This is a genomic window from Phytopseudomonas flavescens (assembly GCF_900100535.1).
GTDB classification, from domain to species: domain Bacteria; phylum Pseudomonadota; class Gammaproteobacteria; order Pseudomonadales; family Pseudomonadaceae; genus Aquipseudomonas; species Aquipseudomonas flavescens.
On sequence record NZ_FNDG01000020.1, the window covers coordinates 95,736 to 121,908 of the forward strand.

At 64.7% G+C, this 26,173-nt stretch carries 25 protein-coding genes; 3 read left to right on the forward strand and 22 right to left on the reverse strand.

All coding sequences use genetic code 11. From position 1 onward, the window contains the following. Positions 1-76: 76 nt before the first annotated feature. Complete coding sequence (locus BLR94_RS21605) at positions 77-412, forward strand: DMT family transporter (RefSeq protein WP_084307973.1); 336 nt, start codon at positions 77-79, stop codon at positions 410-412. Positions 413-572: 160 nt separating this feature from the next. Here the strand turns inward: BLR94_RS21605 and BLR94_RS21610 are convergent, their stop codons facing one another. The 11 genes from BLR94_RS21610 to BLR94_RS21660 all read right to left on the reverse strand — a co-directional run bounded on the left by BLR94_RS21610 (position 573) and on the right by BLR94_RS21660 (position 13,039). Then, entirely contained in the window at positions 573-911 is a 339-nt protein-coding gene (locus BLR94_RS21610) for a P-II family nitrogen regulator (RefSeq protein WP_084307974.1), read from the reverse strand. 11 nt (positions 912-922) lie between these two features. After that, positions 923-2,242 carry an ammonium transporter gene (locus BLR94_RS21615; RefSeq protein ID WP_084307975.1) on the reverse strand — a complete coding sequence of 440 codons (1,320 nt, stop codon included), beginning with the start codon at positions 2,240-2,242 and terminating at the stop codon, positions 923-925. 349 nt (positions 2,243-2,591) lie between these two features. Then, positions 2,592-2,771, reverse strand: coding sequence for a hypothetical protein (locus BLR94_RS21620; RefSeq protein WP_042553459.1), 180 nt, complete (start codon positions 2,769-2,771; stop codon positions 2,592-2,594). Between the two features lie 48 nt (positions 2,772-2,819). Then, entirely contained in the window at positions 2,820-4,190 is a 1,371-nt protein-coding gene (locus BLR94_RS21625) for an ammonium transporter (protein ID WP_084307976.1), read from the reverse strand. 181 nt (positions 4,191-4,371) lie between these two features. Continuing rightward, entirely contained in the window at positions 4,372-5,391 is a 1,020-nt protein-coding gene (locus BLR94_RS28235; protein ID WP_084307977.1) for a methyl-accepting chemotaxis protein, read from the reverse strand. A 62-nt stretch (positions 5,392-5,453) separates the two neighbouring features. Beyond that, entirely contained in the window at positions 5,454-7,799 is a 2,346-nt protein-coding gene (locus tag BLR94_RS21635) for a trimethylamine N-oxide demethylase (protein WP_084307978.1), read from the reverse strand. Between the two features lie 9 nt (positions 7,800-7,808). After that, positions 7,809-9,179 (reverse strand): flavin-containing monooxygenase, encoded by a 1,371-nt coding sequence (locus BLR94_RS21640; protein ID WP_084307979.1) that lies wholly within the window; start codon positions 9,177-9,179, stop codon positions 7,809-7,811. A gap of 220 nt (positions 9,180-9,399) precedes the next feature. Then, the gene (locus tag BLR94_RS21645) at positions 9,400-10,530 is read right to left on the reverse strand and encodes an aminomethyl transferase family protein (protein WP_084307980.1); all 1,131 of its coding nucleotides are present in this window, start codon (positions 10,528-10,530) and stop codon (positions 9,400-9,402) included. A gap of 26 nt (positions 10,531-10,556) precedes the next feature. After that, complete coding sequence (locus tag BLR94_RS21650) at positions 10,557-11,573, reverse strand: heme-dependent oxidative N-demethylase family protein (protein WP_084307981.1); 1,017 nt, start codon at positions 11,571-11,573, stop codon at positions 10,557-10,559. Positions 11,574-11,588: 15 nt separating this feature from the next. Then, a complete protein-coding gene (locus BLR94_RS21655) occupies positions 11,589-12,515 on the reverse strand; it encodes a PDR/VanB family oxidoreductase (RefSeq protein WP_084307982.1) in 927 nt (308 codons plus the stop codon). Next, on the reverse strand, positions 12,512-13,039 hold the full coding sequence (locus tag BLR94_RS21660) for a dimethylamine monooxygenase subunit DmmA family protein (RefSeq protein WP_084307983.1): 528 nt from the start codon (positions 13,037-13,039) through the stop codon (positions 12,512-12,514). Before BLR94_RS21660 ends, BLR94_RS21655 begins: the two co-directional genes overlap by 4 nt. Positions 13,040-13,244: 205 nt before the next feature. On the opposite strand from BLR94_RS21660, the gene BLR94_RS21665 reads away from it, so the two are divergent. Then, positions 13,245-13,868, forward strand: coding sequence for a LuxR C-terminal-related transcriptional regulator (locus tag BLR94_RS21665; protein WP_084307984.1), 624 nt, complete (start codon positions 13,245-13,247; stop codon positions 13,866-13,868). A 106-nt stretch (positions 13,869-13,974) separates the two neighbouring features. Here the strand turns inward: BLR94_RS21665 and BLR94_RS21670 are convergent, their stop codons facing one another. The 8 genes from BLR94_RS21670 to ribBA form a co-directional block, all read right to left on the reverse strand. After that, complete coding sequence (locus tag BLR94_RS21670) at positions 13,975-15,369, reverse strand: purine-cytosine permease family protein (RefSeq protein WP_084307985.1); 1,395 nt, start codon at positions 15,367-15,369, stop codon at positions 13,975-13,977. A 273-nt stretch (positions 15,370-15,642) separates the two neighbouring features. Then, on the reverse strand, positions 15,643-16,686 hold the full coding sequence (locus tag BLR94_RS21675) for an LLM class flavin-dependent oxidoreductase (RefSeq protein ID WP_042553448.1): 1,044 nt from the start codon (positions 16,684-16,686) through the stop codon (positions 15,643-15,645). Positions 16,687-16,835: 149 nt separating this feature from the next. Then, positions 16,836-17,846, reverse strand: a complete 1,011-nt coding sequence (locus tag BLR94_RS21680) for an ABC transporter substrate-binding protein (RefSeq protein WP_084307986.1) — start codon at positions 17,844-17,846, stop codon at positions 16,836-16,838. Between the two features lie 484 nt (positions 17,847-18,330). Next, on the reverse strand, positions 18,331-19,479 hold the full coding sequence (locus tag BLR94_RS21685) for an ABC transporter ATP-binding protein (protein WP_084307987.1): 1,149 nt from the start codon (positions 19,477-19,479) through the stop codon (positions 18,331-18,333). Positions 19,480-19,496: 17 nt separating this feature from the next. After that, entirely contained in the window at positions 19,497-20,306 is an 810-nt protein-coding gene (locus tag BLR94_RS21690; protein WP_084307988.1) for an ABC transporter permease, read from the reverse strand. 5 nt (positions 20,307-20,311) lie between these two features. Next, complete coding sequence (locus BLR94_RS21695) at positions 20,312-21,220, reverse strand: ABC transporter permease (RefSeq protein ID WP_084307989.1); 909 nt, start codon at positions 21,218-21,220, stop codon at positions 20,312-20,314. Between the two features lies 1 nt (position 21,221). Beyond that, positions 21,222-22,247 carry a polyamine ABC transporter substrate-binding protein gene (locus BLR94_RS21700; RefSeq protein ID WP_084307990.1) on the reverse strand — a complete coding sequence of 342 codons (1,026 nt, stop codon included), beginning with the start codon at positions 22,245-22,247 and terminating at the stop codon, positions 21,222-21,224. Between the two features lie 242 nt (positions 22,248-22,489). Further along, positions 22,490-23,596 (reverse strand): bifunctional 3,4-dihydroxy-2-butanone-4-phosphate synthase/GTP cyclohydrolase II, encoded by a 1,107-nt coding sequence (ribBA, locus tag BLR94_RS21705; RefSeq protein WP_084307991.1) that lies wholly within the window; start codon positions 23,594-23,596, stop codon positions 22,490-22,492. Positions 23,597-23,669: 73 nt separating this feature from the next. On the opposite strand from ribBA, the gene BLR94_RS21710 reads away from it, so the two are divergent. Further along, entirely contained in the window at positions 23,670-23,963 is a 294-nt protein-coding gene (locus tag BLR94_RS21710; protein ID WP_084307992.1) for a DUF1330 domain-containing protein, read from the forward strand. Between the two features lie 136 nt (positions 23,964-24,099). Here BLR94_RS21710 and BLR94_RS21715 read toward each other — a convergent pair whose 3' ends face one another. Genes BLR94_RS21715 through BLR94_RS21725 form a run of 3 tightly spaced genes read right to left on the reverse strand, consistent with a single transcriptional unit; the run spans position 24,100 to position 25,854 of the window. Further along, a complete protein-coding gene (locus BLR94_RS21715) occupies positions 24,100-24,663 on the reverse strand; it encodes an NUDIX hydrolase (protein ID WP_084307993.1) in 564 nt (187 codons plus the stop codon). 5 nt (positions 24,664-24,668) lie between these two features. Next, a complete protein-coding gene (locus BLR94_RS21720) occupies positions 24,669-25,418 on the reverse strand; it encodes a GntR family transcriptional regulator (protein WP_084307994.1) in 750 nt (249 codons plus the stop codon). A gap of 28 nt (positions 25,419-25,446) precedes the next feature. After that, the gene (locus BLR94_RS21725) at positions 25,447-25,854 is read right to left on the reverse strand and encodes a carboxymuconolactone decarboxylase family protein (RefSeq protein ID WP_084307995.1); all 408 of its coding nucleotides are present in this window, start codon (positions 25,852-25,854) and stop codon (positions 25,447-25,449) included. Positions 25,855-26,173: the final 319 nt, after the last annotated feature.

The following is a 26,173-nucleotide window of genomic DNA, read 5'->3' on the forward strand; positions in this document are numbered from 1 at the left end:
TCAGGCCGTGTGAAAAACGCCACACTCGAGCGGCGGTTTTTCATACGGCCTGTTTCGCGTAGTGGAGGGCATTCGAATGACTGCATCCTGGGCCTGGATGACACTGCTCGCCGCCGGCATCTGCGAAGTGATGTACGCCTCCGCCATTCCTCGTACCCAGGGCTTCACGCGGCTTTGGCCGAGCCTTTACTGCATCGTCTTCATCGCCCTGAGCATGTACCTGCTGGCGCTCTCGGCCCGCTACCTGCCAATGGGCACCGCCTATGCCGTGTGGGTCGGCATCGGTGCGGTCGGCACGGCGATCTACGGCATCGTCTACCTCAACGAACCCGCCACGCTGGCGCGACTCGTTTGCCTGGTGCTGATCATCTGTGGAGTGGCCGGCCTGAAGCTGTTCAGTCCGGCGGGCTGAGCCCGGGGCGATCGATTCGCCCAGGCGCCAGCCCTGAGCGAATTGGCTGCGCATGTGCACCCTCGGTTTCTGTCGTTCAGCACCCAGGCGCAAGCTCCATGCGCGAAGAGGTGCTGGCCGTCAGCCGACCCAGAGCGTGCTCCGGGTGCGGCTGGCAGGCTCAGAGGGCGGCGGCGTCCAGCTCGCCGGTTCTGATCCGCACGATGCTTTCCAGGTTCTGGATGAGTACCTTGCCATCGCCGGTCTTGCCGGTGCGGGCGGTTCTCAGGATGACGTCCACGGCGTGCTGACAGAGGTCGTCCGACACCACCATTTCCAGCTTGATCTTGGGCAGCAGTAGCACCTCGTATTCGGCGCCCCGGTAGACCTCCGTGTGCCCTTCCTGTCGGCCGTAGCCCCTGACTTCGGTGGCCGTGATGCCGTTGACGCCAACGTCGGTGAGCGCTTCACGCACGGCGTCGAGCAGGAAGGGCTTGATGATCGTGGTGATCAGTTTCATCGCGGTGACCTTCAGTTCGAGTACTTGTAGCCGACTTCACCATGAGCGGACAGATCGAGGCCATCGACCTCGGTTTCCTCGTCCACGCGCAGCCCGCCGCAGACCACGTCGGCAATCTTGTAGGCCACCAGGCTGGTGATGGCCGAAAAGAGAATGCTGAACAGGATGGCGCCGCCGTTGGCCAGCAACTGGTCGAGCAGGTCGCGGCCTTCGACGAAGCCCTGGCCGCCGATGGCGGTCAGCGCGAACACGGGAGTCAGCAGGCCGCCAAGGATGCCCGCGACACCATGCACGCCGAACACGTCGAAGGCATCGTCCAGGCCGATCATCGGCTTGAGTTTTTCTACCGACCAGACGCACACCGGACCGGCGATGAAGCCCAGCAGGATGGCGCCCATCGGCCCGATGAAGCCGCAGGCCGGGGTGACGGCCACCAGGCCGGCTATGGCACCGGACAACGCGCCGAACAGGCTCGGCCGGCCACGGTGTTGCCATTCCACGATCATCCAGCCCAATGCGCCGGCGCAGCTGGCGAGCATGGTGTTGACCATCACCAGCATGGCGTAGCCGTTGGCGGCCAGTGCGCAGCCGCCGCAGAAGCCCAGCCAGCCCACCCACAGCAAGGAGCCGCCGGTAAGGGTCATGGTCATGTTGTGCGGCGTCAGGGACGGCGTGCCGAAACCGCGACGGCGGCCCAGCAGCCAGGCACCCACCAGTGCGGCGATACCGACGTTGAGGTGCACCACATTGCCGCCAGCGAAGTCCTGCACGCCGAGATCGAACACCCAGCCACCGCCCCAGGCCATGTGAGCCATGGGGATGTAGTTGATGGTCAGCCACACGGCCATGAACACCATCACCGCGGCGAACTTCATGCGCTCGGCGAACCCGCCGACGATGATCGCCGGGGTAATGGCCGCGAACAGCAGCATGAACAGGAAGTACAGGTACTCCGGGATGGTGCCGACTACCGAGTCCTTGGTGATGCCGGCCATGAACAGCTTGTCCAGGCCACCGATCACCGCGTGCAGCGAGCCGCCGTTGGTGAAGGTCAGGCTGTAGCCGTAGATCGCGAACAGCAGCGACATCAGCGATGCGGTGCAAAACACCTGCATGAGGACCGAGAGGACGTTCTTGGTTCGTGCCATACCCCCATAGAACAGCGCCAGGCCCGGGAGGGTCATCAGCAGTACCACCAGCGAGCAGAGTGCCACGAAGGCCGTGTCGCCGCTGTCGATCGGCGCTGCCGCCTCGTCGGCGAGAGCGGCGGCGCTGGCGAGCAGCAGAGGAAAAACCAACATATTGCGGCCTATCTGTGAACACCGAACCATTGCCTGTTGCCTCCAACCGACGGGGGATTGGGCCGGCCGCTGTCGGTGGCGAACCGGATCCGCTACCCCGCGGAAGGTCAGCGCAGAAGCACCGGCTTATATTCCTGTGGGGCAATTAATTTCCCCTCTGGTAAAGCAATAGGCCTGCCAGAATCGTTGCCGACCACACTGTTTCAGCTAACCCACTGAGCCAAAGAACAATTTGTTACATGTTGGCTGAGGGCCTCGGAATGCCTGGCGTGCGCACCGTGCATTGTCCTGGTGCGCAAGGTGTGGGGCTGCTACTTAGTGGGCAGAGCAAGGGCGTGCTGCGGGGGATGACCGGCGCCGGTTGCCGCCGGTCGAAGGGTCATTTCAGCTTGTCGAGTTCTTCGTCAGGCAGCGCGTAGCTGTGTTTCTCGTGAATGATGGTCGCGATCAGCGCGTAGAGGCTGACGGCGGCGACCAGAAAGCTGATGAAGATCAGGATGGCGGGCTTGTCGGCGAAGGTGAATACGGCGCTGGCACCTTCGTAGGTGGTGATGCTCATGGCGATACTCCTCGGGATGAGCCGGCCGCCCTTGCGGCCGGCCAGGGGTCATTTGGCTGGGGCGGCGGTCAGTGGCGGCTGTGCGGCGTTGCCACCCACCGTGCTGCTCTGCCCGTACATGCTGCTCCACTCCGGATAGGCCTGGGCCGGTACTTCGGTCAGGTCGAGGCCACGTTCCTCGGCATGCGCCGGCACGCGCAGGATGCCGGCCTTGTTGAGGGCGTAGGAGATGCCGTAGCCGGGGAAGAAGCCCAGCGCTGCCATCACCAGCGCGCCGCCGAGCTGGCCGAAGAAACTGACCTCCGGCATGCCGTTCACGTTCGGGTAACCGGCCAGGAAGATGCCGCTGATCAGCAGACCGGCGAAACCGCCGAAGCCGTGCACGGCGAACGCGCCGACGGCATCGTCCAGCTTGAACTTGAGCAGCAGGTTGTTGACCAGCGGCGCCAGGGCGGAAACGCCCATGCCGATCAGGTAGGCCAGCCCGGGGTGGTAGAGGTCCAGGCCGGGCGCCACCGAGATGATGCCGACCAGGCCACCGGACATCATCCAGTAGGGTTCACGGGTGGTCAGGTAGGCGCCGATCAGGCCGCCGGCAAAACCCATCAGGGTGTTGAAGGAGAAGGCGGAGAGGTTGGTCGGCTGGCCGTAGATGTTGATCCACTGAGCGCCCGAGTTGTAGATGATGCAGCCGCCGAGGAAGCCGAAGAAGCCGACGATGATCAGCATCAGGCCGACCACGCTCATCGGCATGCTGTGGCCGACGATGGCGTTGGCGCTGCCGTCCGGGTTGAAGCGGCCGATGCGTGCACCGAGGTTGATCAGCACGCCGAGGGCGAAGAAGCCGGCGATCATGTGCACCACGCCCGCTGCGCCGACGTCATGGTAGCCCCATTTGACGGTCAGCCAGCCTTCCGGGTGCCAGCCCCAGGCCGCCGCCAGCAGCCAGAGAAAGCCGCCTAGCACGATGGTCATGATGATGAAGGCGCTCATCCGCGCGCGCTCGATGATCGCCCCGGAAAGAATCGAACCCGTGGTGGCGGCGAACAGCGCGAAGGCGCCCCAGAAAATACCGGTGGCGTTGTCCTGGATGTTCGGGCCCATGGATTGGCTCCACGGCATGCCGGCCATCAGGGCGTCCATGCGCGGTACCAGGCCATCGGGGAAGGCGTTGTAGACCGCCCAGCCGAGCAGGAACACGCTGGGGACGATGAAGCCGAACGCGAGGATGTTCTTCACGCCCGCCGCCAGGGCGTTCTTCAGGCGCGAGGCGCCGATCTCGTAAGACAGAAAGCCTGCGTGGATGCAGATCATCAACGCCGTACACCACCAATAGAACATCTCCATGTTCAGGGTGTTGGTCATTTCGATCAGGGCCTGCAGCTCTTCGAGCGTAGGCGGGGTCTTCTGTTCTTCCATCACTGAATCCTCGAAAGCGGTTTATTGGAATAAGTGGTGCGCAGGCAGGTCGAGTCGAAGGTTTTATCGTTGATAAAGAAAATTTCTTTTTGGGAAAAGCAATGAGTGTGCCACCAGTAATCGCCATAACTGGGGCGATCGAGGGCGTTAGCCTCTTTTTCTGCACTTTTTCAGTTCGTTTTCATGGCTTGTTGCCTGAAGTTGGTTCGCCCGAGCGCTCCGTCTGCAACATGCCCTGGATCTGCTGCACCGATTCCTGGGTGCGTCGCGCCAGATTGCGCACCTCGTCGGCCACCACGGCGAAGCCGCGACCCTGATCGCCGGCCCGTGCCGCTTCGATGGCGGCGTTGAGGGCCAGCAGGTTGGTCTGCTCGGCAATGCTGCGAATCCCCCCGGCGACCTGGGCGATCTGCGTGTAGGTGTCCTGGATGTTGGCCTGTTCGCGCTGGTGCAGCGTGGCGGCGGTCTTCTCGTCGCTGATCTCGCGCACGGCGCCGGTGACATACAGCAGGCGGCCCTGGGCGTCGCGCAGGCAGCGGCCGCGTTCGCGAAACCACAGCTCGCCACGGGTCTTGTGGCGCATGCGGTATTCGACGGCGTAGAAGCCATCACCGCCGGTGTCGACCATCGAGGCATTGAAGGCCTGCATGACCTGTTTCAGGTCATCGGCGTTGACCACCTTGAAATAGCTGTCCCAGCCATCGGGAAATTCCTGGGTGCTGTAGCCGATCAGCTCGCGGAACTGCTCTGACCAGCGAATCAGGTTCTGCGCATGGTCGGGGTCGCCACCCACCACGTTCATCGCCCAGCTGCCTTCGGTCAGGGTGCGTTTGGTCAGTTCCCAGACCTGGCGTTCTTCGTCCCAATGGGCGCGCTCGGCTTCCAGCTCGTGCAGGCGCCGCTGGCTGTGGTCACAGGCGTGGAGGAGTTCGCCGATCTGCGCCCGGGCCTCGGCGAGGTCTTCGCGGAGTGCGGCGTACTCCTCTGCACTGCAGGGCGGCGGCGCCTGGCACTCGGCCTGCTGGCGAATGCGCTGCAATTCGTCCCAGTCGCGCTGCAGCCGCTGCAGGCTGCTGAACAGCCGGGCGTCGCGCTGCAGATGAGGCTGTGCGGCAGCCACGCTGGGCTGGCCGTCGAACAGGCGGTTGAGCCACTGGCTGAGTTCATCGGCCAGGCTTCGGGATGCATTGCTGAACCACATGGGCCACCTCCGTGAGATCGAATGGCCATCACCAAGCAATTCTCTTTCCACAAGCGATTCGGTTATGCCCGCACCCTGATCTTGCCCGGGTCGTAGGCGACGGTGCTGGCGCTGACCTGGGCGCGAATGCGCTTCTGCTGGCCATCGAGCTTGCCTATCTCGACGACGGTACCCGGCGCGCAGTAGCCGACATCCAGGCGACACAGGGCGATGTTGCGGCCCAGCAGTGGTGAGCGCGTGGCACTGGTGGCCACGCCGACACGGGCCCGGCCGCTGTATACGCCGTCGCCGTGGGCCGCGGTTTCGTTGCCTTCCAGCTGCAGGCCGACCAGCTTGTGGCGGGGTGCTGCGCTGCGCCTTGCCAGCGCATCGCGGCCGATGAAATCCGCCGCCTTGCTCTTGAGTGGCACACAGAAGCCAATGCCGGCCTCGAACGGATCGGTCTGGTCGTCGAATTCGTAGCCGGCGAAGATCAGCCCGGCTTCGATACGCAGCATGTCCAGCGCTTCGAGACCGAGCGGTACCAGGCCCAGGGGTTCGCCGAGCTGCCACAGGCGTTGCCACACCTGCAGCGCATCGTGGGGATGACACCAGATTTCGTAGCCCAGCTCGCCGGTATAGCCGGTGCGCGACACCATCACGGGCGGGCCGTTGTAGTCATCCAGGCGGCCGACCAGAAAGCGGAACCAGCCCAGCTTCTCCAGACTTGGCTGGGTGCCGGGCGTCCAGATCATCTGCGCGAGCAGTTGGCGGCTCAGCGGGCCCTGCACGGCGACGTTGTGGATCTGCTCGGAGGCGCTCTTTATCCACACCTTCATGCCCCGTTTCGCAGCCTGTTCACGCAGCCAGATGCCAGCGTAGTCCTCGCCACCGATCCAGCGAAACGCATCGGCGCCGAGGCGCAGCAGGGTGCCGTCGTCGAGCATGCCGCCGTGCTCGAAGCACATCGCCGAATACACCACCTGACCGACCGCCAGCTTGCGCACGTCGCGGGTCAGGCAGTGGTCGAGCAGCGCTTCGGCGTCGGGCCCGAGCACCTCGAATTTGCGTAGCGCGGAAAGGTCCATCACCGCAACGCGTTCGCGGCAGCCGTGGTATTCCGAGAGGGTGCCGTAGCCATCGAAGCGGGTCGGTGTCCAGAAGCCCCGGTAGTCGACGAACTGCCGGGTGAGGGCCGAGATGCCGGCGTGAAAGCCGCTTTCGCGGGTCAGCACCGGCTCGGCATCTGCTGTTTTTCGAGTGGCCATGGCGAGGCTGAAACGCTCCTTCTCGGAATACACGCGGATATGGATATCGGTGGGCTGCCAGCCATTGGCGGGGTCGATGTCGTCCGGGCAGGAACTGCTGGCGCAGACCAGATCGGTCAGCGCCTTGAGCAGCACGTAATCGCCAGGGCGCGACCAGGGTTCGTCCAGCGTCAGGTGCTGGTGCGCGTCGATGGCGGTGTTGTAGAAGAAATTGATCGCCGGCCAGCCGGCGCGCGGGTCTACGCCGTGAGCGGCCATGGCGCGGCTGATGTTGTCGCTGCAGTTGGCGTGGCCGAAGTAGCCGTGCGCCTCGTAGTAGCGCGCCGCACAGGCCAGGGCGAAGGTATCGTGGCGGCCGACGGTATCGCGCACCACCTCCAGCATGGGTTGCATGTCACGGTCGTAGAAGCGGCTGAACAGGCCCGGCCCCGGGTAGGCGTTGCCGTTCAGGGTACGGGTGACGGTGGGGTCGAGGTCGATCTCGCGCCCGGTATCCAGGCCGGCGCGGTCGAAGGCGACGAAATCCGAACACTGGCGCCCGGCAACGTCGATCACCTGGACGAACTGCCCGGCTGCGACGAGGTAGTCGCGTGCGCTGCCGGGGTGGATGGTGAATTCGTCGATCACCTCGCCCAGCGGCGCGGGAAGTGGCGGCACCCAGAGCCTGCGCGGGTTGGCGCGATGCAGCAGCACGCGGAGTTCACTGGCGCGCTGCTGGCTGTGTACTGCGCTACGCCCGCCAGGGGCGGCGACGATCACGCACAGCGCAGCGTTGGCCAGCAATTCGCGGCTGAAGCCTGCGGGTGTGGCGGCGGGCCACAGCCGGGCGGCGGCCGGCAGGCGGCGACAGTCCACACCACGACGAGTGAGCCCGTTGCTGACGTGAATCGACTCGCGGCTGCCATCGTGCAGCAGGTGGGCGATGGCATCGGCACCAGCGCTGGCTTGCAGGCCCAGTGCCGCCAGCGCTTGGCGGCCATCCTCGGTGAAGGCCAGCAGTTCGGCAGGCTGGTCGCCCTCGAGGTCGATCACCTCCAGGCGATCCCCCGGCTCCAGGGTGAACACCGTCAGCCCGCCAGGAGCCACGCGGTGGCGTTCCAGGTCTGCGGCGCGGGCGAACAGCGCCGGCTCCAGTGGGCGGCTTGTCACAGGCAGGTTCATGGCAGCGCCTCAGCTGGCGGACTTCAGGCGGTCGGTGGGTGCGTCGGCCAGGTAGGCACTCAGCGAATCATCCAGGGCCTCCAGCCAGGGGGTGTGATGCGGCGTGGCCAGGGTGCCGGTGATCAGTGAGCGATAGCACTTGTCGCGGTAGCCCATGATGTTGTCGTACTTGTCTTTCTTCCACTGCAGGAAGGTGGCGTTGACCTCGGCGATGTCGAAGCTCGGGTAGTCGGTTGCGGCGATCAACTGGCGGATGTATTCGCCCTGGAATTCGAACATCTGCTGGGCGCCTTCCAGCGTCTCCTCTTCCTGGCGCCAGGCCAGGTTTTCAGCGTGCATGCCCGCAGCGGCGGGCAGGGCGATGCGCCCGAGAATCACGTCGCGGGCGTACCAGGCCTGGGCGTCGAACATGTTGAAGCTGTACCACTGATCCTGCATGCCGAGGTAGATAAGCCGCGGGTTCTGCTCCCAGAAAACACCCTTGTAGAGGTTCAGCGGCCACAGGCGATTGCCTGTTTTCAGGCGCAGCGCTTCCGGCAGAAAGGGGAAGTGGTGCTTATAGCCGGTGCACAGGATGATGGCGTCGATGTGCTTGCAACTGCCGTCTGCGAAGAACGCGGTGCTGCCCTGCACGTGGCTGAGCAGTGGGCGCTCCTCCCAGTTGGCCGGCCATTTGTAGCCCATCGGCGCGCTGCGGTAGCAACTGGTGATGGAACGGGCACCGTACTTGTAGCACTGCGAGCCGATGTCTTCGGCCGAATAGCTGGCGCCGACGACGAGCACGTCTTTGCCCTTGAATTCCAGGGCGTCGCGAAAGTCGTGGGCGTGCAACACGCGTCCGGCGAAGCGCTCGAAACCGGGAAAGTCAGGCACGTTGGGTGTGGAAAAGTGGCCGCTGGCGACCACCACGTAGTCGAAGGTTTCGCTGTAGGTGCGGTCGTTGGCATGGTCGTGGGCGGTGACGGTGAACAGCCCCTTGGTGGCGTCGTATTCGACGTTGCGCACGGCGGTTTCGAAGCGGATGTAGGGGCGCACGCCAGCCTTTTCCACGCGGCCCTTGATGTAGTCCCACAGCACTTCTCGCGGCGGGTAGGAGCCCATGGGCCGGCCGAAATGCTCGTCGAAGCTGTAGTCGGCGAACTCCAGGCACTCCTTCGGCCCGTTCGACCACAGGTAGCGGTACATGCTGCCGTGCACCGGCTCGCCGTGCTCGTCCAGGCCGGTGCGCCAGGTGTAGTTCCACATGCCGCCCCAGTCGGTCTGCTTCTCGAAGCACACCAGGTCGGGAATCTCCGCCTCGGCGGCCTGGGCTGACTGGAAAGCACGCAACTGGGCCAGGCCGCAGGGCCCGGCGCCGATGATGGCGACACGTTGGTTCATGTTCGGTTCTCCGGTTGGCGAGGCGGTTAACCTGCGGTGTGGTGGTTATAGGGGCTATCCGTAGGGTGGACGACGCTTCACCTACGCGGCCCGACCCGTCCACCGCCCCCACCCTCGCAATCGCAATGGTGGACAAAAAGAGCGTTGTCCACCCTACGACTCCTCATGGTTAGATGGCCGTGGAGCGTTCCGAGCGGTGTTCCCAAGCTTGCAGCTGCAATCAGCCTTTCGCCGTGCGTTTCTTCTTCTCGGGATCGTCGAAGGGTAGGGTGTGGGCGATGGCGCTTACCTGCAGGCTGCCGCGTACCTGCAGCGGCACGCCCTGCTCGGCGATCCCCGGTTCGACCCGGGCGATGGCCATGGAGCGTCCGCTCAGGCGCGAGTACATGGCGCAGGTGATCAGGCCGACCTGACGTCCTTCGTGCCAGAGGCTGTCGCCACCCTCGGCGGCTTGATCGCCATCGAGCAGCACACCGAAGATCCTGAAGCGTTCCCGGCCCTGGCGCCGGTAGTGCTCGGCGGCACCCCGGAAGTCGCGCTTGCCGGGCGACACGGTGAAGTCCAGGCCCAGTTCCCACAGCGTGTCGCCAGCCTTCTGGTCGGCGAAGGGGTACATCTGCGAGTTGTCGTAGGGGAAGAACAGCAGGTAGCTCTCCACGCGCAGCCAGTCCAGGGCGGTGAAGGCGCAGGGGATGATGCCGTGGCCCTGGCCCTGTTCCAGGATGCCGTCCCAGATCAGCGGCGCATCGGCGGCCTTGCAGAAGATCTCGTAGCCGCGCTCGCCGGTGTAGCCGGTGCGCGAGATCATCACCGGGCGGTCGAACAGCCGGGTCTGCAGGTGATGGAAGTAGGGCAGCTCGCGGATGCCGGGTACGTGCTCGGCGAGAAAGTCCACGGCTGCCGGGCCTTGCAGGGAAAGGTCGTGGAGGTCGTCGTCGAACAGTACCGCGACCTGACGACCCTGTGCCGAGCGGACCAGCATCTCGTAGCCGGTGCCGGCGCCGTGCACCACCATGAAGGCGTTGGGGCCGGTGCGATAGACGATACAGTCGTCGATGAAGGTGCCGTCCTCGTCGAGCAGGCAGGCGTACACCGACTTGCCGGGATAGAGCTTGGCCATGTCGCGGGTGGTGGCGTAGTCGAGCAGGCTTTCGGCGTGGGGGCCGACGTAGTGCACCTTCTTCAGGCCCGAGACGTCCATCAGCCCGGCGCGGGTGCGGATAGCCTCATGATGGTCGGCCAGATCGCTGGCATAGGTCCAGGCGGTGCCCATGCCGTTCCAGTCTTCCAGGTTCGAACCAAGCGCCAGGTGGCGTTCGCGCAGGGCGCTGATGCGCCATGAGTTGGCCATGGGAGAATCCTCGTGTAGTGATCGGGTCAGGCTTCGGAATCGAACTGGCGCAGCCAGTCCACCAGGGTCTGGCGGTAGCGGGTCATGCCCTTGTAGTCGGCGATGGCATCCGGCAGGTCGCGCAGCACGCGGTGCAGGCGGCGCGCCCAGGCCGGGTTGCTGACCAGTTCTTGCATGCTGATCAGGTAGGTGCGGATGCTGAACAGCACGGCGTTGGAGCGCGGCAGGCGGGCCATCAGCTGCAGCTCCACGCGCAGGTGCACCAGGCGGCCGACGTTGTCCGGGGTGACCGAGCCGCGGTCGCTGCCCCATTCGTGAAAGGTCTCCGGCGAGGTGTCCAGGCGTGGGTTGATGGTCAGCGTCCAGTTCAGTCTGCGCACCGGGTGGCCGACCTGAATGTTCAGCAGAAACTTCAGGGCGCGTTCGAAGATGCCCATCTGGTTGGCCATCGGTACGGGCGAGTGCCACTGTTTGAAGCTCATTCCGGCGTCAAAGCGTAGCGACCAGTCGGCCGGGCAGGTGACCATGCCGGCGTCCATGAACAGGTCGCCGTCACGCTGGTCGAGCACCGCGAAATCGCCCTGCATCTGCCGGGTGATGTATTCCAGCGGCTCGCACGGCAGGCTGTCGGCCGCGCCGAAGGTGAAGGGCTGATCGATGCCCATGGCCAGGTTGCGCCAGCGCCAGGCGGGGCCGTTGCGTTCAAGCTGGAAGTGCTGCGGGTAGTCAGCGGCCAGCTGCTGCATCAGCATTTCCAGCAGATCCCAGGCGGCCTGGGCCATGTGCGGCATCACCAGGCAGCGCTCGGGGTCACGCTCCAGCACGCGGGCGCGCTCGGCCATCTCCGACAGGTAATGTTCGTCCACATCGAAGCAGTGCTCGAACACCGAGCCCGGATCGCGCGACACCGCTGGCTCGATGTTCACCGAGTACATGTAGGCGTCTTCCGGGAACGGAAACGGGAACCGGGCGATGGCGGCCGGGCTGTTGCGGAAGCTGAAGTCGTCCCGGTAGGTCTCTGCCGGTTTGAAGATCAGGGTCATGGCATGTCTCCGGTATCAGATATCCAGCAGGATCGGGCTGCCGCAGCCACGCGAGACGCAGGGCATCAGGCTGGTGGCGCGCTCGGCGGCGGCGAGAAACAGGTCGCGGTGCTCCACGTCGCCTTTCAGGTAGGGCGTCTGGCACTGGCCGCAGACCCCGCCGCGGCACAGGTTGGGCAGCTCCACACCCGCATCCTCCAAGGCTTCGAGCAGGCTTTGCTCGGCGCCGACAGCCACCTGACGGCCACTGCGCGCCAGTTCCACGATGAAGGGCACACCCGGCTCCGGCGCGGCGAATGCCTCCCAGTGCACCCGCGCCGCTGGCCAGCCGAGGGCCAGGCTCTGTTCGCGCAGGGCATCGAGCAGTGATTGCGGGCCGCAGGCGTAGACGTGAGTGCCGAGCGGGCGATGGCTCAGCAACTGGCCCAGGTCGAGACGTCGGCTGCTGCTTTCGTAAACGTGCAGGCGCTTGCCCAGCCGCTCGCGCAGGGTCTCGACGTAGGCGTCGTTGACCCCGGTGCGGTAGGCGTAATGCAGTTCGAAAGCGTCGCCGCGGCGCAGCAGTTCGGTGCTGTAGGCAAGGAACGGGGTGATGCCGATGCCGGCGGCGATCAGCACGTGCAGGCGCGCCGTGCTGTGTAGCGCAAAGAGGTTGGCCGGCGGCGAGATCCGCAACCGATCGCCGGTCTGCAACTGTTCATGCACGTAGCGCGAGCCGCCCCGTGATTGTGCCTGCTGGCGCACGGCGATCCGGTAGTGGCTGGTGTCGCTCGGGTCGCTGAGCAGCGAGTAGGCGTTGCGCTTGCCGTTCGGCAGGTGCAGCTGCACGTGGCTGCCAGCGGAAAAGGCCGGCAGCGTGCCGTTCACGGGTTCGAGCGACAGTTCGCGGATCACCGGGGTGATCATCCGGGTCTCGCCGACCCGCACCTCGAAGGCAGTCATGGGCGGGCCTGCGCATAGGGCTGGTCGGCATCCGCGCAGACGCCGAGGTAGGCGCCCAGGCGCTCGGAGAAATGCTGGCGCACTTCCAGCAGCACAGCGCAGTGGCTGCAGGCTTGCAGAGCCGCGGATGTACCCACCTGCAGGCTGGCGCAATGCACGCAGAACAGCATGCGGCGGCCGCTTTCGCTGCAGTGCAGGGTGATCTCTTCGGCCAGCAGGCCGGCTGCTCGTGCCACCCCGCGCAGCGACCAAATAAAGGCTTCGTCGCCATGCAGCTCGAGGTGCACCCCGACCCTGGCTTCGCTCAACAGCGTGCCCAGCGCTTCACCCAGCGCGGCTTCGTCGGCGTACTGCGGCAGGGCCAGGTGGCAGAGTTCGCTGGCGTCGATACGGGCCAGCCATTGCGCCTGTCGTTGCTGACCGGCGTCCTGGGTGACCAGAAGCCGAAGGTTCACTCGCTGGGCAGGGTCGCCGCCGGGGTATCGCGGCACGCTGAAGGGATGCAGCTCGGCTGTGCGGGTCATGGCGATCCTTGTTGCTCTGGATTGAAGCGATCAGGTCATATGTTGGTGCAGGGCTGGTGTTTCTCTGTAGGCAAGATAATTTCCTGTCACGCTTACTCGCTCAATCCACCAGAGGAGATAGGCAAAAAGGGGTAGTGCTCACCGGCGAGGCATGGAAGTTGCTGTGGTGATTTGTCCAATCACCGCACAAGACGGGGAGGAGAACATGCGTGCAGCCGGTTTCGCCCCGGCTCCCGTGGCAGCGTCGAACGCGCTGACCGAACGTGAGGAGCAGACCCTGCAGTTGATCGCTGCGGGCAACAGCAACAAGCAGATCGCCCGCGAGCTGGGCATCAGCGACGGCACGGTGAAAATCTACGTGCGCAGCCTGCTGCGCAAGTTTCACCTGCACTCGCGTCTGGAGCTGGCCAGTTGGGTGCATCGGCACACCGGCAAGGCCTCGGCCGGTACCCAGGCCGTCGTTGGGCCAGCGGGTGTCGCCGGGTTGATCAACGACCTGCCGGTGCTGATCTATCGCGGCGACAACGCCCGCACCTGGTACATGGATTACGTCAGCGAAGGCTGCCTGCAGCTGACCGGCTACTGCGCCGAATACCTGACCCGCGATCCCGCTCACAGCTTCGGCTCACTGATCCTGGCCGAGTACGCCGATTACGTCTGGTACTGCGTGCAATGCGCCTTGCTCAAGCACGAGCCCTTTCACCTGCGTTACCGCATCTGCTGCGCCGACGGGCGAATCAAGGAGGTCTGCGAGACGGGTGTAGGCGTGTATTCCGCCAGTGGCGAGGTGCTGGGCGTGGAAGGTGCGATCTTCGAGGTGGCAGGTTGAAAAGCCGTTGACCCTGAACGAAAGGCCCCCGCACGAGGGCGAGGGCTTTCTCATGCCGCTATCCGTTTTCCCGGATCAGCCCGGTAGCCTGGCTTGGCCGCAAGCGTCAGGCCCGCGACAGGGTGGATATCTGCTTGCGCCGGTACAGCGTGTCGCGGCGTGACAGCAGCAGGTACAGCGGTAGGGTAACGACGATCGCCACCAGCCAGGACAGGTCGGCGCCATCGAGCTTGCTGGCCATCGGCCCGGTGTAGATCGGCGTGACCGCGAACGGCAGCTGTACCAGGATGCCCACGGCGTAGGCGCTCACCGCATTGGGGTTGAAGCGCCCGTAGATGCCGCCAGTGGCGTCGAACAGTGAAGGGATGTGGTAGCGCTGTTTCTGTACCAGGTAGAAGTCGGCGAGGTTGATCACCGCCCAGGGCACCAGCACGATCATCATCGCCAGGATCAGTTGCATGAAGCGCGAGATGAAGTCCGCAGGCGCGCTGACCGCGACCACGCAGCAGGCCACCAGCAAAATTGCCGAAAGCGCTACCCGGGCCTGACGGCTGGGTGCCCAGTCGGCGGCGAAGGTCTGCACCGAGGTGATCAGCGCCAACACCGCACCGTACAGGTTCAGGGCGTTGTGGCTGATGATGCTGAGGATGAACAGCACCATCAGTACCGGGCCGAATACCCCGGTGCTCTGCTTGACCGCGTCCATGGTATCGGTGTCCGCGCTCACCGACAGCGCCACCAGGGTGCCGAACACGAAGCACAGCGAGGTACCGAGAACGGCGCCTGTATAGGTGGCGATGAAGGGTTTCCAGATACCCACGTTTTTCGGCAGGTAGCGCGAGTAGTCCGAGGTGTAGGGTGCGAAGGAGATCTGCCAGATGGCGCCCAGCGAGGCCATCGCCAGCCAGCCGGCGAGGTTGAAGCCGCCACGGTTGGCGAAATCCGCCGGCAGGCCGTTGGCGAACAGCGCGATGAACCCGGCGAGCAGGCCGATACCCATTACCCAGGTGCCGATGCGGTTGAGGGTGTGGATGAAGCTGTAGCCCAGGATGCCGATCAGCGTTGCGGCGCAGGCACCGATCAGCACCGCGGCAGGCAGCGGCAGATCCGGCGCCACGGTATGGATCGACTTGCCGGCCAGCACGCAGTTGGAGATGAAGAAACCGATGTACAGCACGGCGGCGATCACCACCACCAGCAGGGCGCCGTAGCGACCGAACTGGCCGCGGCTCTGCAGCATCTGCGGCAAGCCCAGTTGCGGACCCTGGGCAGAGGCCAGACCCAGGACGATGCCGCCGAGCAGGTGGCCGACCAGAATGGCGCAGATCGCCCAGCCAAGGCTGAGGTGGAACACCTGCACGGCCATGGCACCGGTGACGATGGGCAGCGGCGCGATATTGGTGCTGAACCAGAGGGTGAACAGATCACGGACACGGCCGTGACGATCGGCATCGGCTACCTGGCCAACGCTGTTGCTTTCGATGAGCTCTTGCTGGGACATGGACTGCTCTCCTGCGCAAATTGGCGACGGCACGCTGCTCCGCGTGAACGGGGCAGAACCGGAGGGGATGCGTGAGGGGTGGCGGCTGAGCGGGTCAGTTGCGCCTGTCGCGGGAGGGCCCGCAGACGGGGGAGAACGGGCAGGGATAGAGCAGCAAGGTTGTGCGGGACACCATGGGAAAACCTACTTCTTGTCTTTATTCGGATAGGGTTTTGCGTCTCGCCGCAAGGGCGAAGGCCGCCGCCCGGCATGGCCGGGGCAGCGGTTGCGGGCTCAGCGGAAGGCTGGCACCACGTGCTGGATGAACAGCTCCAGGGACTTTTTCTTCTCGGCATGGGGCAGGCTGTTGTCAGCCCAGAAGCTGAACTCGTCGACGCCCAGCTCCTGGTAATGACGAATGCGCGCGATGATTTCCTCGGGCGTGCCGATCATGGTGTTCTTGCGGATGTTCTCCAGCTCGAACTCCGGGCGCTCCTTGAATTTCTCTTCGGGGCTTGGCTCCAGCAGGCCGTCGACCGGGGTGATCTTGTTGCCGAACCAGGCATCGAAGGTGCGGTAGAAGCGCGAGATCGCAGCGGCACCGACCTTCCAGCCCTCGGGGTCGTCTGCCAGGTGTACGTGGGTGTGGCGCAACACCATCAGCTGTGGGCGTGGCACGTCCGGGTTGTTGGCCAGGGCGGCATTGAACTTGTTGTTCAGGTCGACCACTTCCTCGTCGCCCTTCATCAATGGCGTGACCATCACGTTGCAGCCATTGGCGACTGCGAAGTTGTGCGAGTCCGGATCACGTGCGGCGATCCACACCGGTGGCAGGGGTTGCTGCAGCGGCTTGGGCGACGACGTGCTGGTGGGGAATTTCCAGATTTCGCCGTCGTGGGCGTAGTCACCTTTCCACAGTGCCTTGACCACCGGCACCATCTCGCGCAGGTACTTGCCGCCATCACTGGCGGGCATGCCGCCGGCCATGCGATCGAATTCGTACTGATAGGCACCGCGGGCCAGCCCGACTTCCATGCGGCCGTTGCTGATCACGTCGAGCAGGGCGCATTCACCTGCCACCCGGATCGGGTTCCAGAACGGCGCGATGATGGTACCGGCACCCAGACGGATGGTGCTGGTACGGGCGGCCAGGTAGGCCAGGATCGGCATCGGGCTCGGCGATATGGTGTATTCCATGGCGTGGTGCTCGCCAACCCACACGGTGCTGAAACCACCAGCCTCGGCCAGCAGGGTCAACTCGGTCAGTTGCTCGAAGAGCTCGCGATGGCCGACTTCCTGGTCGTAGCGTTCCATGTGGACGAACAAAGAGAATTTCATGTCGCTTTCCTCGATTCTTATAAAGCCCGGTGCGTTTGAGGCGCTGTCGGGACTGGCCGGCGTGCAGGATCACGAGGCTTATGGTTCATGGTATACCATAATATAAAATACTTTGGCGAGCGTCCGGTGACCAGTGTTATCGAAAAGCGTCAGCGGCTGGCTGCCTGCCAGGCGCTCCAGCGTTGCGCGATGCGCTCGCCGTTGACGCTCCAATACTTGAAATCCAGGGTGATCTGCCCGCTTTTGTGGGCACCGGGCTGATTCTCCGCCAGCTTGGGATCCACCAGTGCCGAGGCGCCGAGGTTGACCGGCGCATAACCGGTCAGCGAGGCAAATTCGGCCTGGGGTTTCGGGCTGGTGGCATGGGCAATGAAAGTGCGCGCTGCCGCGACGTTGCGCGAGCCACGGGGGATCACCAGAAAGTCACCGGCCACCAGATTCTGCTGCCAGCTCATGGCCACCGGTGCACCCTGATCGCGCAAGGCGTTGACCCGGCCGTTCCAGAACATGCCCAGGCTGGCGGTGCCGGAGGCGAGTAACTGCTGTGATTCGTCACCACTGCCCCACCAGGCGATATCGCCCTTGATGCTGTCGAGCTTGCTGAAGGCGCGATCCAGATCCAGCGGGTACAGCTTGTCGGCGGCTACCCCATCGGCGAGCAGGGCGATCTCCAGCACACCTGGGCTCGGCCACTTGTAGAGCGCGCGTTTGCCCGGGAAGGCGCGGGTATCGAACAGCGCCGCCCAGCTCTGCGGCGCCTCGCGCAGGACCTGGGTGTTGTAGCCGAGGATGAAGGAAAAATAGAACGAGCCGGCGCCGTAGATGGTGACGAAACGCGGGTCGATGGTGCGCCTGGCGATCTGCTTGAAATCCAGGGGCTCGAGCAGCCCCTCCCGGCCGGCGCGCAGGGCGAAGTCGGCTTCCACGTCGACCACGTCCCAGGTTACCTGGCCACTCTCCACCATGGCCTTGAAGGCGGCATAGTCGGTGGGCCCGGCCTGCTCGACACGGATGCCGGTCTGCCGGGTGAAGGGTTCGCTCCAGGCGCGGGCCTGCGCCGCCTGGGTGGTGCCACCCCAACTGACGAAGGTGATGCTCTGCTCGGCGTGAGCGGTGGACAAGAACTGCAGCCCCAGCAGCATGGCCAGCACTGTACGCATGGAAATCCCTCCCGAACGATAAAGATGCCCTGGCTGCCGACCCGGTGAACTCGCCGCGGTCACGCGCCGTACTGGCACATAGCAAAATGCGCTCCAGATTGCCAAAGGCACCTGGAGAGGCAGTGGCAGCAACCTGCGCTGGGCGGCTCCGCCTTGGGTGGGAAGTGCAGTACCACTTTACTGTGGGCAGGACGTAACGCTTTATGGGGCGGGAACTGCGGTTCGGCGAACCTGTGTGGGATCACGCCATACCGGCGATTCGCGCGCATGGCGAAGCCGTAGGGTGGATGACGCTCTTTTCATCCACCATTGCGATTGCAAGGACGTGGAGGTGGCGGGGCGCCTAGGTACTGGCCCCGGTCCATCCCACGAGCAACCGTTCAGTGACCTTGTGTGGGAGCGGGCCATGCCCGCGATTCGCGCGCATGGTGCATTTCCACAGTGAATGGCGGGCGGTTCACCCAACGGCAACGCGAGCAATCGCTTAGTGGGCGCCGGCGCCCTTGGTCAGTTCGCTCTCGTTCCAGCTGTCGTACAGGCAGGCATCGCTGGCGGCCCAGCGCACACGCGCCCGGGCGCCGGGCTGCAGGGGTTGCAGGCCGCTGCCCATGGCCTTGAGGGTCAGCTGGCAGCCGCCGGGGGTGACCACGTGGCAGGTCAGGCTCTCGCCCAGGAATACCACTTCGGCGACCTGCACGGGGATCTCGTTCCAGCCCGCCGGCAACGGCGTTTGCGCCGCCACGTCCTGGGGCAGCACCTGGGCTTTCTCGGGGCGCAGCATCAGCAGCACGTCCTGGCCGCTCTGCAGGTTGGCGGTCGGGGTGATCGACAGGCTCTGTTGCTCGAACTGCACGGCGGCCTGCCCGCTGACCGTCGCCCGCAGGAAGTTGGAGTTGCCGAGGAAGGAGGCGACGAAGACGTTCGGCGGGTTCTGGTAGAGGTCATAACCGCTGCCCAGGCCGACGATCCTGCCGTGGCTGAAGATGGCGATGCGCTGTGACAGGCGCATGGCTTCCTCCTGGTCGTGGGTCACGTAGACGATGGTGATGCCCAGGCGCCGATGCAGATGACGCAACTCATCCTGCAGGTCTTCGCGCAGCTTCTTGTCCAGCGCGCCGAGGGGTTCGTCCATCAGCAGGATGCGCGGTTCGTAGACCAGCGCGCGGGCAATCGCCACGCGCTGTTGCTGGCCGCCGGAAAGTTGTGCCGGACGGCGGTGCGCGAACTCGCCGAGCTGCACCAGCTTGAGCATGGCCTCGACCTGGCGCTGCTGCTCGGCGGCGCTCAGTTTGCGGATCGCCAGGGGAAAGGCGATGTTCTGGCGCACGTCGAGGTGCGGAAACAGCGAATAGCGCTGGAACACCATGCCGATATCGCGCTTGTGCGGCGGCACGTTGAGCAGGGATTTGCCCTCGACCAGGATCTCCCCGGAGCTGGGGGTTTCGAAGCCGGCCAGCATCGACAGCGTGGTGCTCTTGCCCGAGCCGCTGGAGCCGAGGAAGGTGAGGAACTCGCCCTCCTGGATCTCCAGGGAAATGTTATCCACAGCGGTGAAGTCGCCGTAGTGCTTGTTCAGGTTGCGCAGGCTGACCAGCGTTTGTGGTGCCCGGTTTTCTTGGATGACAGCACTCATGAAATTCTCCTCGGCACTCAGGCGTTGACGTCGGTGCGCCGGCGCACGATGGCGGCGATGACCATGACCAGCAGGGAAAGACCGATCAGCAGCGTCGAGGCGACGGCGATCACGGGGGTGAGATCCTGGCGCAGCGTCGTCCACATCTTCACCGGCAGCGTCTGCAGGCCGGGGCTGGCCATCATCACGCTGAGCACCACTTCGTCCCAGGACACCAGGAAGGCGAACAGGCCGCCGGCCACCAGGCCCGGACGGATCGCCGGGAAGGTCACCTTGACGATGGCCTGCAGGCGCGTGGCGCCGCAGATCACCGCGGCGTCCTCGATGGACTGATCGAACAGCTTCAGCGAGTTGATGATCGAGATGATGGTGAACGGCAGCGCGACGATCACGTGGCTGACCACGAAGGCGAACAGCGTGCCGGTGTAGCCGAGCTTGAGGAACAAGGCGTAGACCGCCACGGCGATGATCACCAGCGGCACGATCATCGGCAGGGTGAACAGCGCGTACAGCAGCTCGCGGCCAGGGAAGCGGCCGCGCACCAGGGCGAAGGCGCTGGGCAGCCCGATGGCGACCGCGCAGACGGTCGTCAGCAGGGCCACCTTGAGGCTGACCAGCGCCGCGTCCATCCACTGGGCGTTGGAGAAGAACTGCCCGTACCACTTGAACGTCCAGCCCGGTGGGGGGAACACCAGCCACTGCGAGGAGCCGAACGACAGCAGCACGATGAACAGAATCGGTAGCAGCAGGAACACGGCGATCAGCGCGGTGACCGTATTGAGGCCGTAGCGCAGGCCGCGGCCCATGGCATTGGGTGACAGCAGCATGGCGTTTACCTCGCAGTGCTGGAAGCCACCGGCGATTCCGGTTGCAGCTTCAGGTAGACGTAGAACAGCACCAGCGTGATGAGGATCAGCAAGGCTGCCGCCGCGCTGGCAATGCCCCAGTTAAGGAACGATTGCACCTGCTGGATGATGAATTCGGGCAGCATCATGTTCTGCGCGCCGCCGAGCAGCGCCGGGGTCACGTAGTAACCCAGGGACATCACGAAGACCATCAGGCCACCGGAGAAAATCCCCGGCCGGCACAACGGCAGGAACACCTTGAAGAAGTTGCGCCACGGGCTGGCGCCGCAGATCGAGCCGGCCTGCAAGACCATCGGGTCGATGGCGCTCATGGTCGCCTGCAGGGGCAGCACGATGAACGGAATCATGATGTAGCTCATGCCGATCACCACACCGGTCAGGTTGTGCACCATCTCCAGTGGCTGATCGATGATGCCCATGGCCATCAGCGTCTTGTTCACCACCCCCGAGGACTGCAACAGCACCAGCCAGGAGTAGGTGCGTGCCAGCAGGCTGGTCCACATCGACAGCAGGACGATATTCAGCAGCCAGCGGCCCCAGCCGCGCGGCATCAGGGTGATCGCCCAGGCCAGGGGGAACCCCAGCAGCAGGCTGATCACGGTCACCAGCCCGGCTACCGCGAAGGTGTTGAACAGCACCTTGGAGTAGGCCGAATTGGCGAACAGTTGTGCGTAGTTGCCCAGGCCTGGCTCCGGCTCCAGCACGCCGCGCAGCAGCAGGCCGATCAGCGGCGTCAGGAAGAACAAGCCGAGGAACAGCAGGGCCGGCAGCAGGTACGGGGCGCCGCGCCAGCGCGCCGCCCGTTGCGGGTTACCGTCGGCGCTGTCGCGCCGACGGCTTGCTGCACCGACCTCAGGGGTACGGAGCGCGGTCATTTCACTTCACCAGCCATTCGTTCCAGCGGGTGGCGATGTCCGCCCCGTGCTTCGCCCAGTAGGCGTAGTCCAGGGTGATCTGATCGCTCACGTGCGCGGTGGGCAGGTTCGGTGCCAGCACCGAGTCCAGACGCTGCACGCTGTCGACGTTGACCGGCGCGTAGGCGGTGAGGTTGGCGAAGTCGGCCTGGCCCTTGGCGCCGCTGGCGTGAGCCAGGAACTTCATGGCCGCGTCCTTGTTCTTGGCGCCCTTGGGGATGACCAGGAAGTCGGCCATGACCAGGTTCTGCTTCCAGCTCGCCGCCACCGGTGCGCCTTCTTCCTGCAAGGCATAGATGCGGCCGTTCCAGAACTGACCAAGGCTCGCCTCACCGGAGGCCAGGAGTTGCTGCGACTGTGCGCCGCCGCCCCACCAGACGATGTCTTTCTTGATGCTGTCGAGTTTCTTGAAGGCGCGATCCAGATCCAGCGGGTACAGCTTGTCGGCGGCCACGCCGTCAGCCAGCAGGGCCAGCTCGATCACGCCCGGGCTCGGCCACTTGTAGAGGGCGCGCTTGCCGGGGTAGGTCGCGGTATCGAACAGCGCACCCCAGTCCTGCGGCTTCTTGCCGCCGAGGCTGCCCTCGTTGTAGCCGAGCACGAAGGAGAAGTAGAAGGAGCCGACACCGTGGTCGGAGACGAAGCGCGGGTCGATCTTGTCCCGCTCGATGACGCCGAAGTCCAGCGGTTCCAGCAAACCTTCGGCGGCGGCGCGCAGGGCGAAGTCGGCTTCCACGTCGACCACGTCCCACTGCACGTTGCCGCTCTCGACCATGGCCTTGAGCTTGCCGTAGTCGGTAGGGCCGTCCTGCACCACGGTGACGCCGCTGCTCTTGCTGAACGGGTCGGCCCAGGCGGCTTTCTGCGCGTCCTGGGTGCTACCGCCCCAGCTCACGAAATTGACGGTTTCGGCAGCGGCCGTGGTGGCGACTGCTGCGCTCAGAATGCTCGCGGCGAGCACCGAGGTCACACCTTTGATAAACACCATCTTGCTTGCCCTCTTTGTTGTGTTTTTTCGCAAGCGAGCGTTGTGCCCGCTTAACCGGAGCAGTGGATCCAGGGGATCTGAATGGCGGCCAATACCGGTGTTGTCTTTATGATTTTTCCCTCGCGGGCACACGATAAACTGGTTGGCCTCAGGGATATCATATTATGGTATTCCAAGCTTTCCGCAAGCGCTTTGCCATACTTCTTGTCTCGCTTGCGCGACCGGTCATCCGTGGCCTCTGCTCACTCGAAGGGCACGGTCTCGACGACCTCCAGTTCATAGCCGGCAAGACCCGCGTACTTGAGCGGCGGGCCCAGGTGGCGCAGCTTGCCGACGCCGAGGTCCTGCAGAATCTGTGCCCCGGTGCCGACCTCCGAATAGACCCGTGTCTGCCCGCGATCGAACGGGCGCTGCGGCTGGGTCAGTTGCGGTACCCGTTCGAGCAGCGCCTGGGACGATTCGTGGTTGGCCAGCACCACGACGACGCCCTTGCCGTCGGCGGCGATGCGTTCCAGGGCAGCCCACAGCGTCCAGCTGCGCGGGCCGGTGTATTCGGCGCCTACCAGATCGCGCAGCGGATCGATGGCATGCACGCGCGCCAGGGTCGGCTCGTCATGACGGATATCACCCATCACCATGGCCATGTGCACGCCCCCGGCTATGCGGTCTTCATAGGTGATCAGGCGGAACTCGCCGTGTACGGTGGGCAGCTCGCGCTCGCCGATGCGGGTAATGGTGTGCTCGGTGCTCAGGCGGTACTGGATGAGGTCGGCGATGGTGCCGATCCTGATACCGTGGGACTGGGCGAAGGCCTCCAGCTGCGGGCGGCGCGCCATGCTGCCGTCCTCGTTCATGACTTCGACGATCACCGCCGCCGGGGTCAGGCCGGCCAGCCTGGCCAGGTCGCAGCCGGCCTCGGTGTGCCCGGCGCGGGTCAGTACGCCGCCTTCCTTGGCTCTCAGCGGAAAGATGTGGCCGGGCTGCACCAGGTCGGCGGCTTTCGCGCCAGGCGCAACGGCAGTCAGCACCGTGTGCGCACGGTCGGCGGCGGAAATGCCCGTGCTGATGCCGCTGGCGGCTTCGATGGAAACGGTGAAGGCGGTTGAAAACACGCTACCGTTACTCGGTACCATCTGCTCCAGCCCCAGGCGCTGGCAGTGCTCGTCGGTCAGGGTCAGGCAGATCAGCCCACGGGCTTCACGGGCCATGAAGTTGATCGCCTGAGGCGTGCAGAACTGCGCGGCGAGCAGCAGGTCGCCTTCGTTCTCGCGGTCTTCGTCATCGACCAGCAGCACCATCTTGCCCTGGCGGAAGTCATCGATGAGTTCACGAATGGGATGGAAGGGCATGGCGGATCTCGTCGGCTGAGTTATTGTAAATTATGGTATACCGTAATACGAAATTAATTTAAAGGAACCAACCATGAAGGGTTACTGGATTGCGCACGTCGATGTCACCGACCCTGAGCGTTACGTCGAATACACCAAACGCGCCCCGGCGGTCTTCGCCGCCTTCGGTGGCACGTTCCTGGCGCGTGGCGGGCGCTCCGAGGCACAGGAAGGCCGTGACACGCCGCAGCGCAGCGTGGTGATCGAGTTTGCGTCGTACGAGCAGGCGCTGGCCTGCTACCGCTCGGAGGCCTACCAGCAAGCCAGCAGCTACCGGGCTGGCGCGGCGCGCTCGGAGGTGATCATCGTCGAGGGCATGGCGCCCTGAATGCTTGCTGGGGGCGGCGGTGGGGCGCAAGCGGCCTTCGGCGTCCACCTTTGTGGGAGCGCGCCATGCGCGCGAAATCACGGGCATGGCTCGTTCCCACAGCGATGGGGTGAACGTCCGCTTTTACAGCCTGGCTTTAGCGGATGAAGTGCACCTTGCCGGTGTCGTCACTGCCCGTGTAGATCCCGTAGATGCCCGCTTCGCGCTCGGCGATGTAGCGTTCGAGGATCTGGCGGATGGCCGGGTAGTAGATCTGCTCCCAGGGGATGTCCTCGGCGGCGAAGAAGCGGCGGGCCAGGGTTTCGCTGCCGAAGTAGCCGGTGTCGTACAGCAGCCGGGCACGGAAGATCAGGTATACCTCGCTGATCGAGGGCACGCTGAAGATCGAGTAGGGGCAGAGGATCTCGGCCACCACCCCGGCTTCCTCGCGCACTTCACGCAGCGCCGCCTGCTCGGTGGTTTCGCCGTTTTCCATGAAGCCCGCGGGCAGTGTCCAGGTACCGACGCGCGGGGCGATGGCGCGTTGGCACAGCAGGTAGCGGCCGTCCTGCTCGATGATGCAGCCGGTGATGACCTTGGGGTTTTCGTAGTGGATATGCCCGCAACCGCCGCACACCAGGCGTGCGTGGTCGTCACCGGGCGGGCGGCGCCGTTCCAGCGTCGCGCCGCCGCATTGCTGACAGAAGCGCGGGCTGGGCATGGCGGTCAGCGCCCGATACGCGGGTCTGCGAGACCGATGGGGGCGACGATATCGCGGGCCTTGGCGCCTTCCTGCTTGGCTTCCAGGTACTCCAGGGCGACCTTGGCAGCGGCGCGCACATGGTCGACCGAGGCCTGGTGCGCGGCCAGCGGATCGCCGCTCTTGATCGCCTCGACGATACGCTCCATCTCCTGGTTGCTGGTGCTGCGTCGATTGCTCTGCGATACCGAGGTGGCCCGCAGGTAGCTGATGCGCGCCTGCAACTGGCGCAGCTGGGTGGCGGCGATGTCGTTGCCCGAGCCTTCCATCAGCACGTTGTAGAACTCCTGCACCGACTCCAGCACGTCCGGCAGTTCGCCTTCCTCGAGGGTCTTGCGGTTGTTCTCCAGGGCGCGCTCCAGGGCACGGATGTCCTTGGCCCGGGCGCGCAGGGTGAACAGCTGGACGATCATGCCCTCCAGCACGCAGCGCAGCTCGTAGAGATCGCAGGCGTCTTCCAGGGTGATGATCGCCACGCGCGGGCCCTTGGCGTCGGCGAATTCCACCAGGCCTTCCGACTCCAGATGGCGCAGCGCCTCGCGCACCGAGGTGCGGCTGACCCCCAGCCGATCGCACAGATCGCGCTCCACCAGGCGGTCGCCGGGCAGCAACTGGAAGTTCATGATGGCGCTGCGCAGCTTGTCCAGAACGATCTCCCGCAGGGTCACGGGGTTGCGGTTGACCTTGAAGCTGTCGTCGATCGGCTGGCGTTTCATGGTTAGGGCTCGAGTTATAGGTATGGGATCACTCAAACGATGCCTCGGCCTGCTGGGCTTCGGCATCCGCCTCGGCGAACGCCTCGCGGGCGATGCGGAAGCTGTCGACTGCGGCAGGCACACCGCAGTAAATGCCGACCTGCAGCAGAATCTCGCGAATCTGCTCGCGGTCGAGGCCGTTGCGCAGGGCACCGCGAATGTGCAACTTCAGCTCGTGCGGGCGATTGAGCGCGGAAATCATGGCCAAGTTTATCATGCTGCGTTCGCGCATCGATAAGCCTTCACGACCCCACACATGCCCCCAGCAGTATTCGGTGACCAGCTCCTGCAGCGGGCGGTTGAAGTCGTCGGCATTCTCCACCGAGCGCTTCACGTAATCCTCGCCCAGCACCTGAGTGCGGATCTGCAGGCCCTTCTCGTACTTGTCGTTGCTCATGGTCGCTCTCCCGGTTTGATTCGCAGTGAGGCCGCTGTAAGGCGGAAGCAGACGTAGGGTGGATGACGCTCTTTTCATCCACCATCGCGATCTCAGAGCGGTGGACGGATGAAGCGTCGTCCACCCTTGTATCTCGACTACTGCCTCACGAGAGGCGATAGTTCCCGACTGATCATCGGGGGAGGAGCTGCAAGCTGTGTCCACCCTTAAGCCTCGAGCTTGCGACGTAGATTGCGCTGCGCTCCTCCACACTCATCCTGATAAGTCCGAACGGTATCCAGAGCCTCGAGCTCGCATCAGCAAGGCTGGACGGATGCAG

Excerpts from the sequence above, each read along its gene's own strand:
- BLR94_RS21660 (WP_084307983.1), bottom strand. The coding sequence starts at position 13,039 with ATGACCCGCACAGCCGAGCTGCATCCCTTCAGCGTGCCGCGATACCCC.
- BLR94_RS21700 (WP_084307990.1), bottom strand. The coding sequence starts at position 22,247 with ATGGTGTTTATCAAAGGTGTGACCTCGGTGCTCGCCGCGAGCATTCTG.
- BLR94_RS28235 (WP_084307977.1), bottom strand. The coding sequence starts at position 5,391 with ATGTGGTTCAGCAATGCATCCCGAAGCCTGGCCGATGAACTCAGCCAG.
- BLR94_RS21675 (WP_042553448.1), bottom strand. The coding sequence starts at position 16,686 with ATGAAATTCTCTTTGTTCGTCCACATGGAACGCTACGACCAGGAAGTC.
- BLR94_RS21680 (WP_084307986.1), bottom strand. The coding sequence starts at position 17,846 with ATGCGTACAGTGCTGGCCATGCTGCTGGGGCTGCAGTTCTTGTCCACC.
- BLR94_RS21640 (WP_084307979.1), bottom strand. The coding sequence starts at position 9,179 with ATGAACCAACGTGTCGCCATCATCGGCGCCGGGCCCTGCGGCCTGGCC.
- BLR94_RS21625 (WP_084307976.1), bottom strand. The coding sequence starts at position 4,190 with ATGGAAGAACAGAAGACCCCGCCTACGCTCGAAGAGCTGCAGGCCCTG.
- BLR94_RS21665 (WP_084307984.1), top strand. The coding sequence starts at position 13,245 with ATGCGTGCAGCCGGTTTCGCCCCGGCTCCCGTGGCAGCGTCGAACGCG.
- BLR94_RS21635 (WP_084307978.1), bottom strand. The coding sequence starts at position 7,799 with ATGAACCTGCCTGTGACAAGCCGCCCACTGGAGCCGGCGCTGTTCGCC.
- BLR94_RS21655 (WP_084307982.1), bottom strand. The coding sequence starts at position 12,515 with ATGACTGCCTTCGAGGTGCGGGTCGGCGAGACCCGGATGATCACCCCG.
- BLR94_RS21710 (WP_084307992.1), top strand. The coding sequence starts at position 23,670 with ATGAAGGGTTACTGGATTGCGCACGTCGATGTCACCGACCCTGAGCGT.
- BLR94_RS21690 (WP_084307988.1), bottom strand. The coding sequence starts at position 20,306 with ATGCTGCTGTCACCCAATGCCATGGGCCGCGGCCTGCGCTACGGCCTC.
- BLR94_RS21695 (WP_084307989.1), bottom strand. The coding sequence starts at position 21,220 with ATGACCGCGCTCCGTACCCCTGAGGTCGGTGCAGCAAGCCGTCGGCGC.
- BLR94_RS21720 (WP_084307994.1), bottom strand. The coding sequence starts at position 25,418 with ATGAAACGCCAGCCGATCGACGACAGCTTCAAGGTCAACCGCAACCCC.
- BLR94_RS21725 (WP_084307995.1), bottom strand. The coding sequence starts at position 25,854 with ATGAGCAACGACAAGTACGAGAAGGGCCTGCAGATCCGCACTCAGGTG.
- BLR94_RS21715 (WP_084307993.1), bottom strand. The coding sequence starts at position 24,663 with ATGCCCAGCCCGCGCTTCTGTCAGCAATGCGGCGGCGCGACGCTGGAA.
- BLR94_RS21670 (WP_084307985.1), bottom strand. The coding sequence starts at position 15,369 with ATGTCCCAGCAAGAGCTCATCGAAAGCAACAGCGTTGGCCAGGTAGCC.
- ribBA (WP_084307991.1), bottom strand. The coding sequence starts at position 23,596 with ATGCCCTTCCATCCCATTCGTGAACTCATCGATGACTTCCGCCAGGGC.
- BLR94_RS21685 (WP_084307987.1), bottom strand. The coding sequence starts at position 19,479 with ATGAGTGCTGTCATCCAAGAAAACCGGGCACCACAAACGCTGGTCAGC.
- BLR94_RS21610 (WP_084307974.1), bottom strand. The coding sequence starts at position 911 with ATGAAACTGATCACCACGATCATCAAGCCCTTCCTGCTCGACGCCGTG.
- BLR94_RS21605 (WP_084307973.1), top strand. The coding sequence starts at position 77 with ATGACTGCATCCTGGGCCTGGATGACACTGCTCGCCGCCGGCATCTGC.
- BLR94_RS21650 (WP_084307981.1), bottom strand. The coding sequence starts at position 11,573 with ATGACCCTGATCTTCAAACCGGCAGAGACCTACCGGGACGACTTCAGC.
- BLR94_RS21620 (WP_042553459.1), bottom strand. The coding sequence starts at position 2,771 with ATGAGCATCACCACCTACGAAGGTGCCAGCGCCGTATTCACCTTCGCC.
- BLR94_RS21645 (WP_084307980.1), bottom strand. The coding sequence starts at position 10,530 with ATGGCCAACTCATGGCGCATCAGCGCCCTGCGCGAACGCCACCTGGCG.
- BLR94_RS21615 (WP_084307975.1), bottom strand. The coding sequence starts at position 2,242 with ATGGTTCGGTGTTCACAGATAGGCCGCAATATGTTGGTTTTTCCTCTG.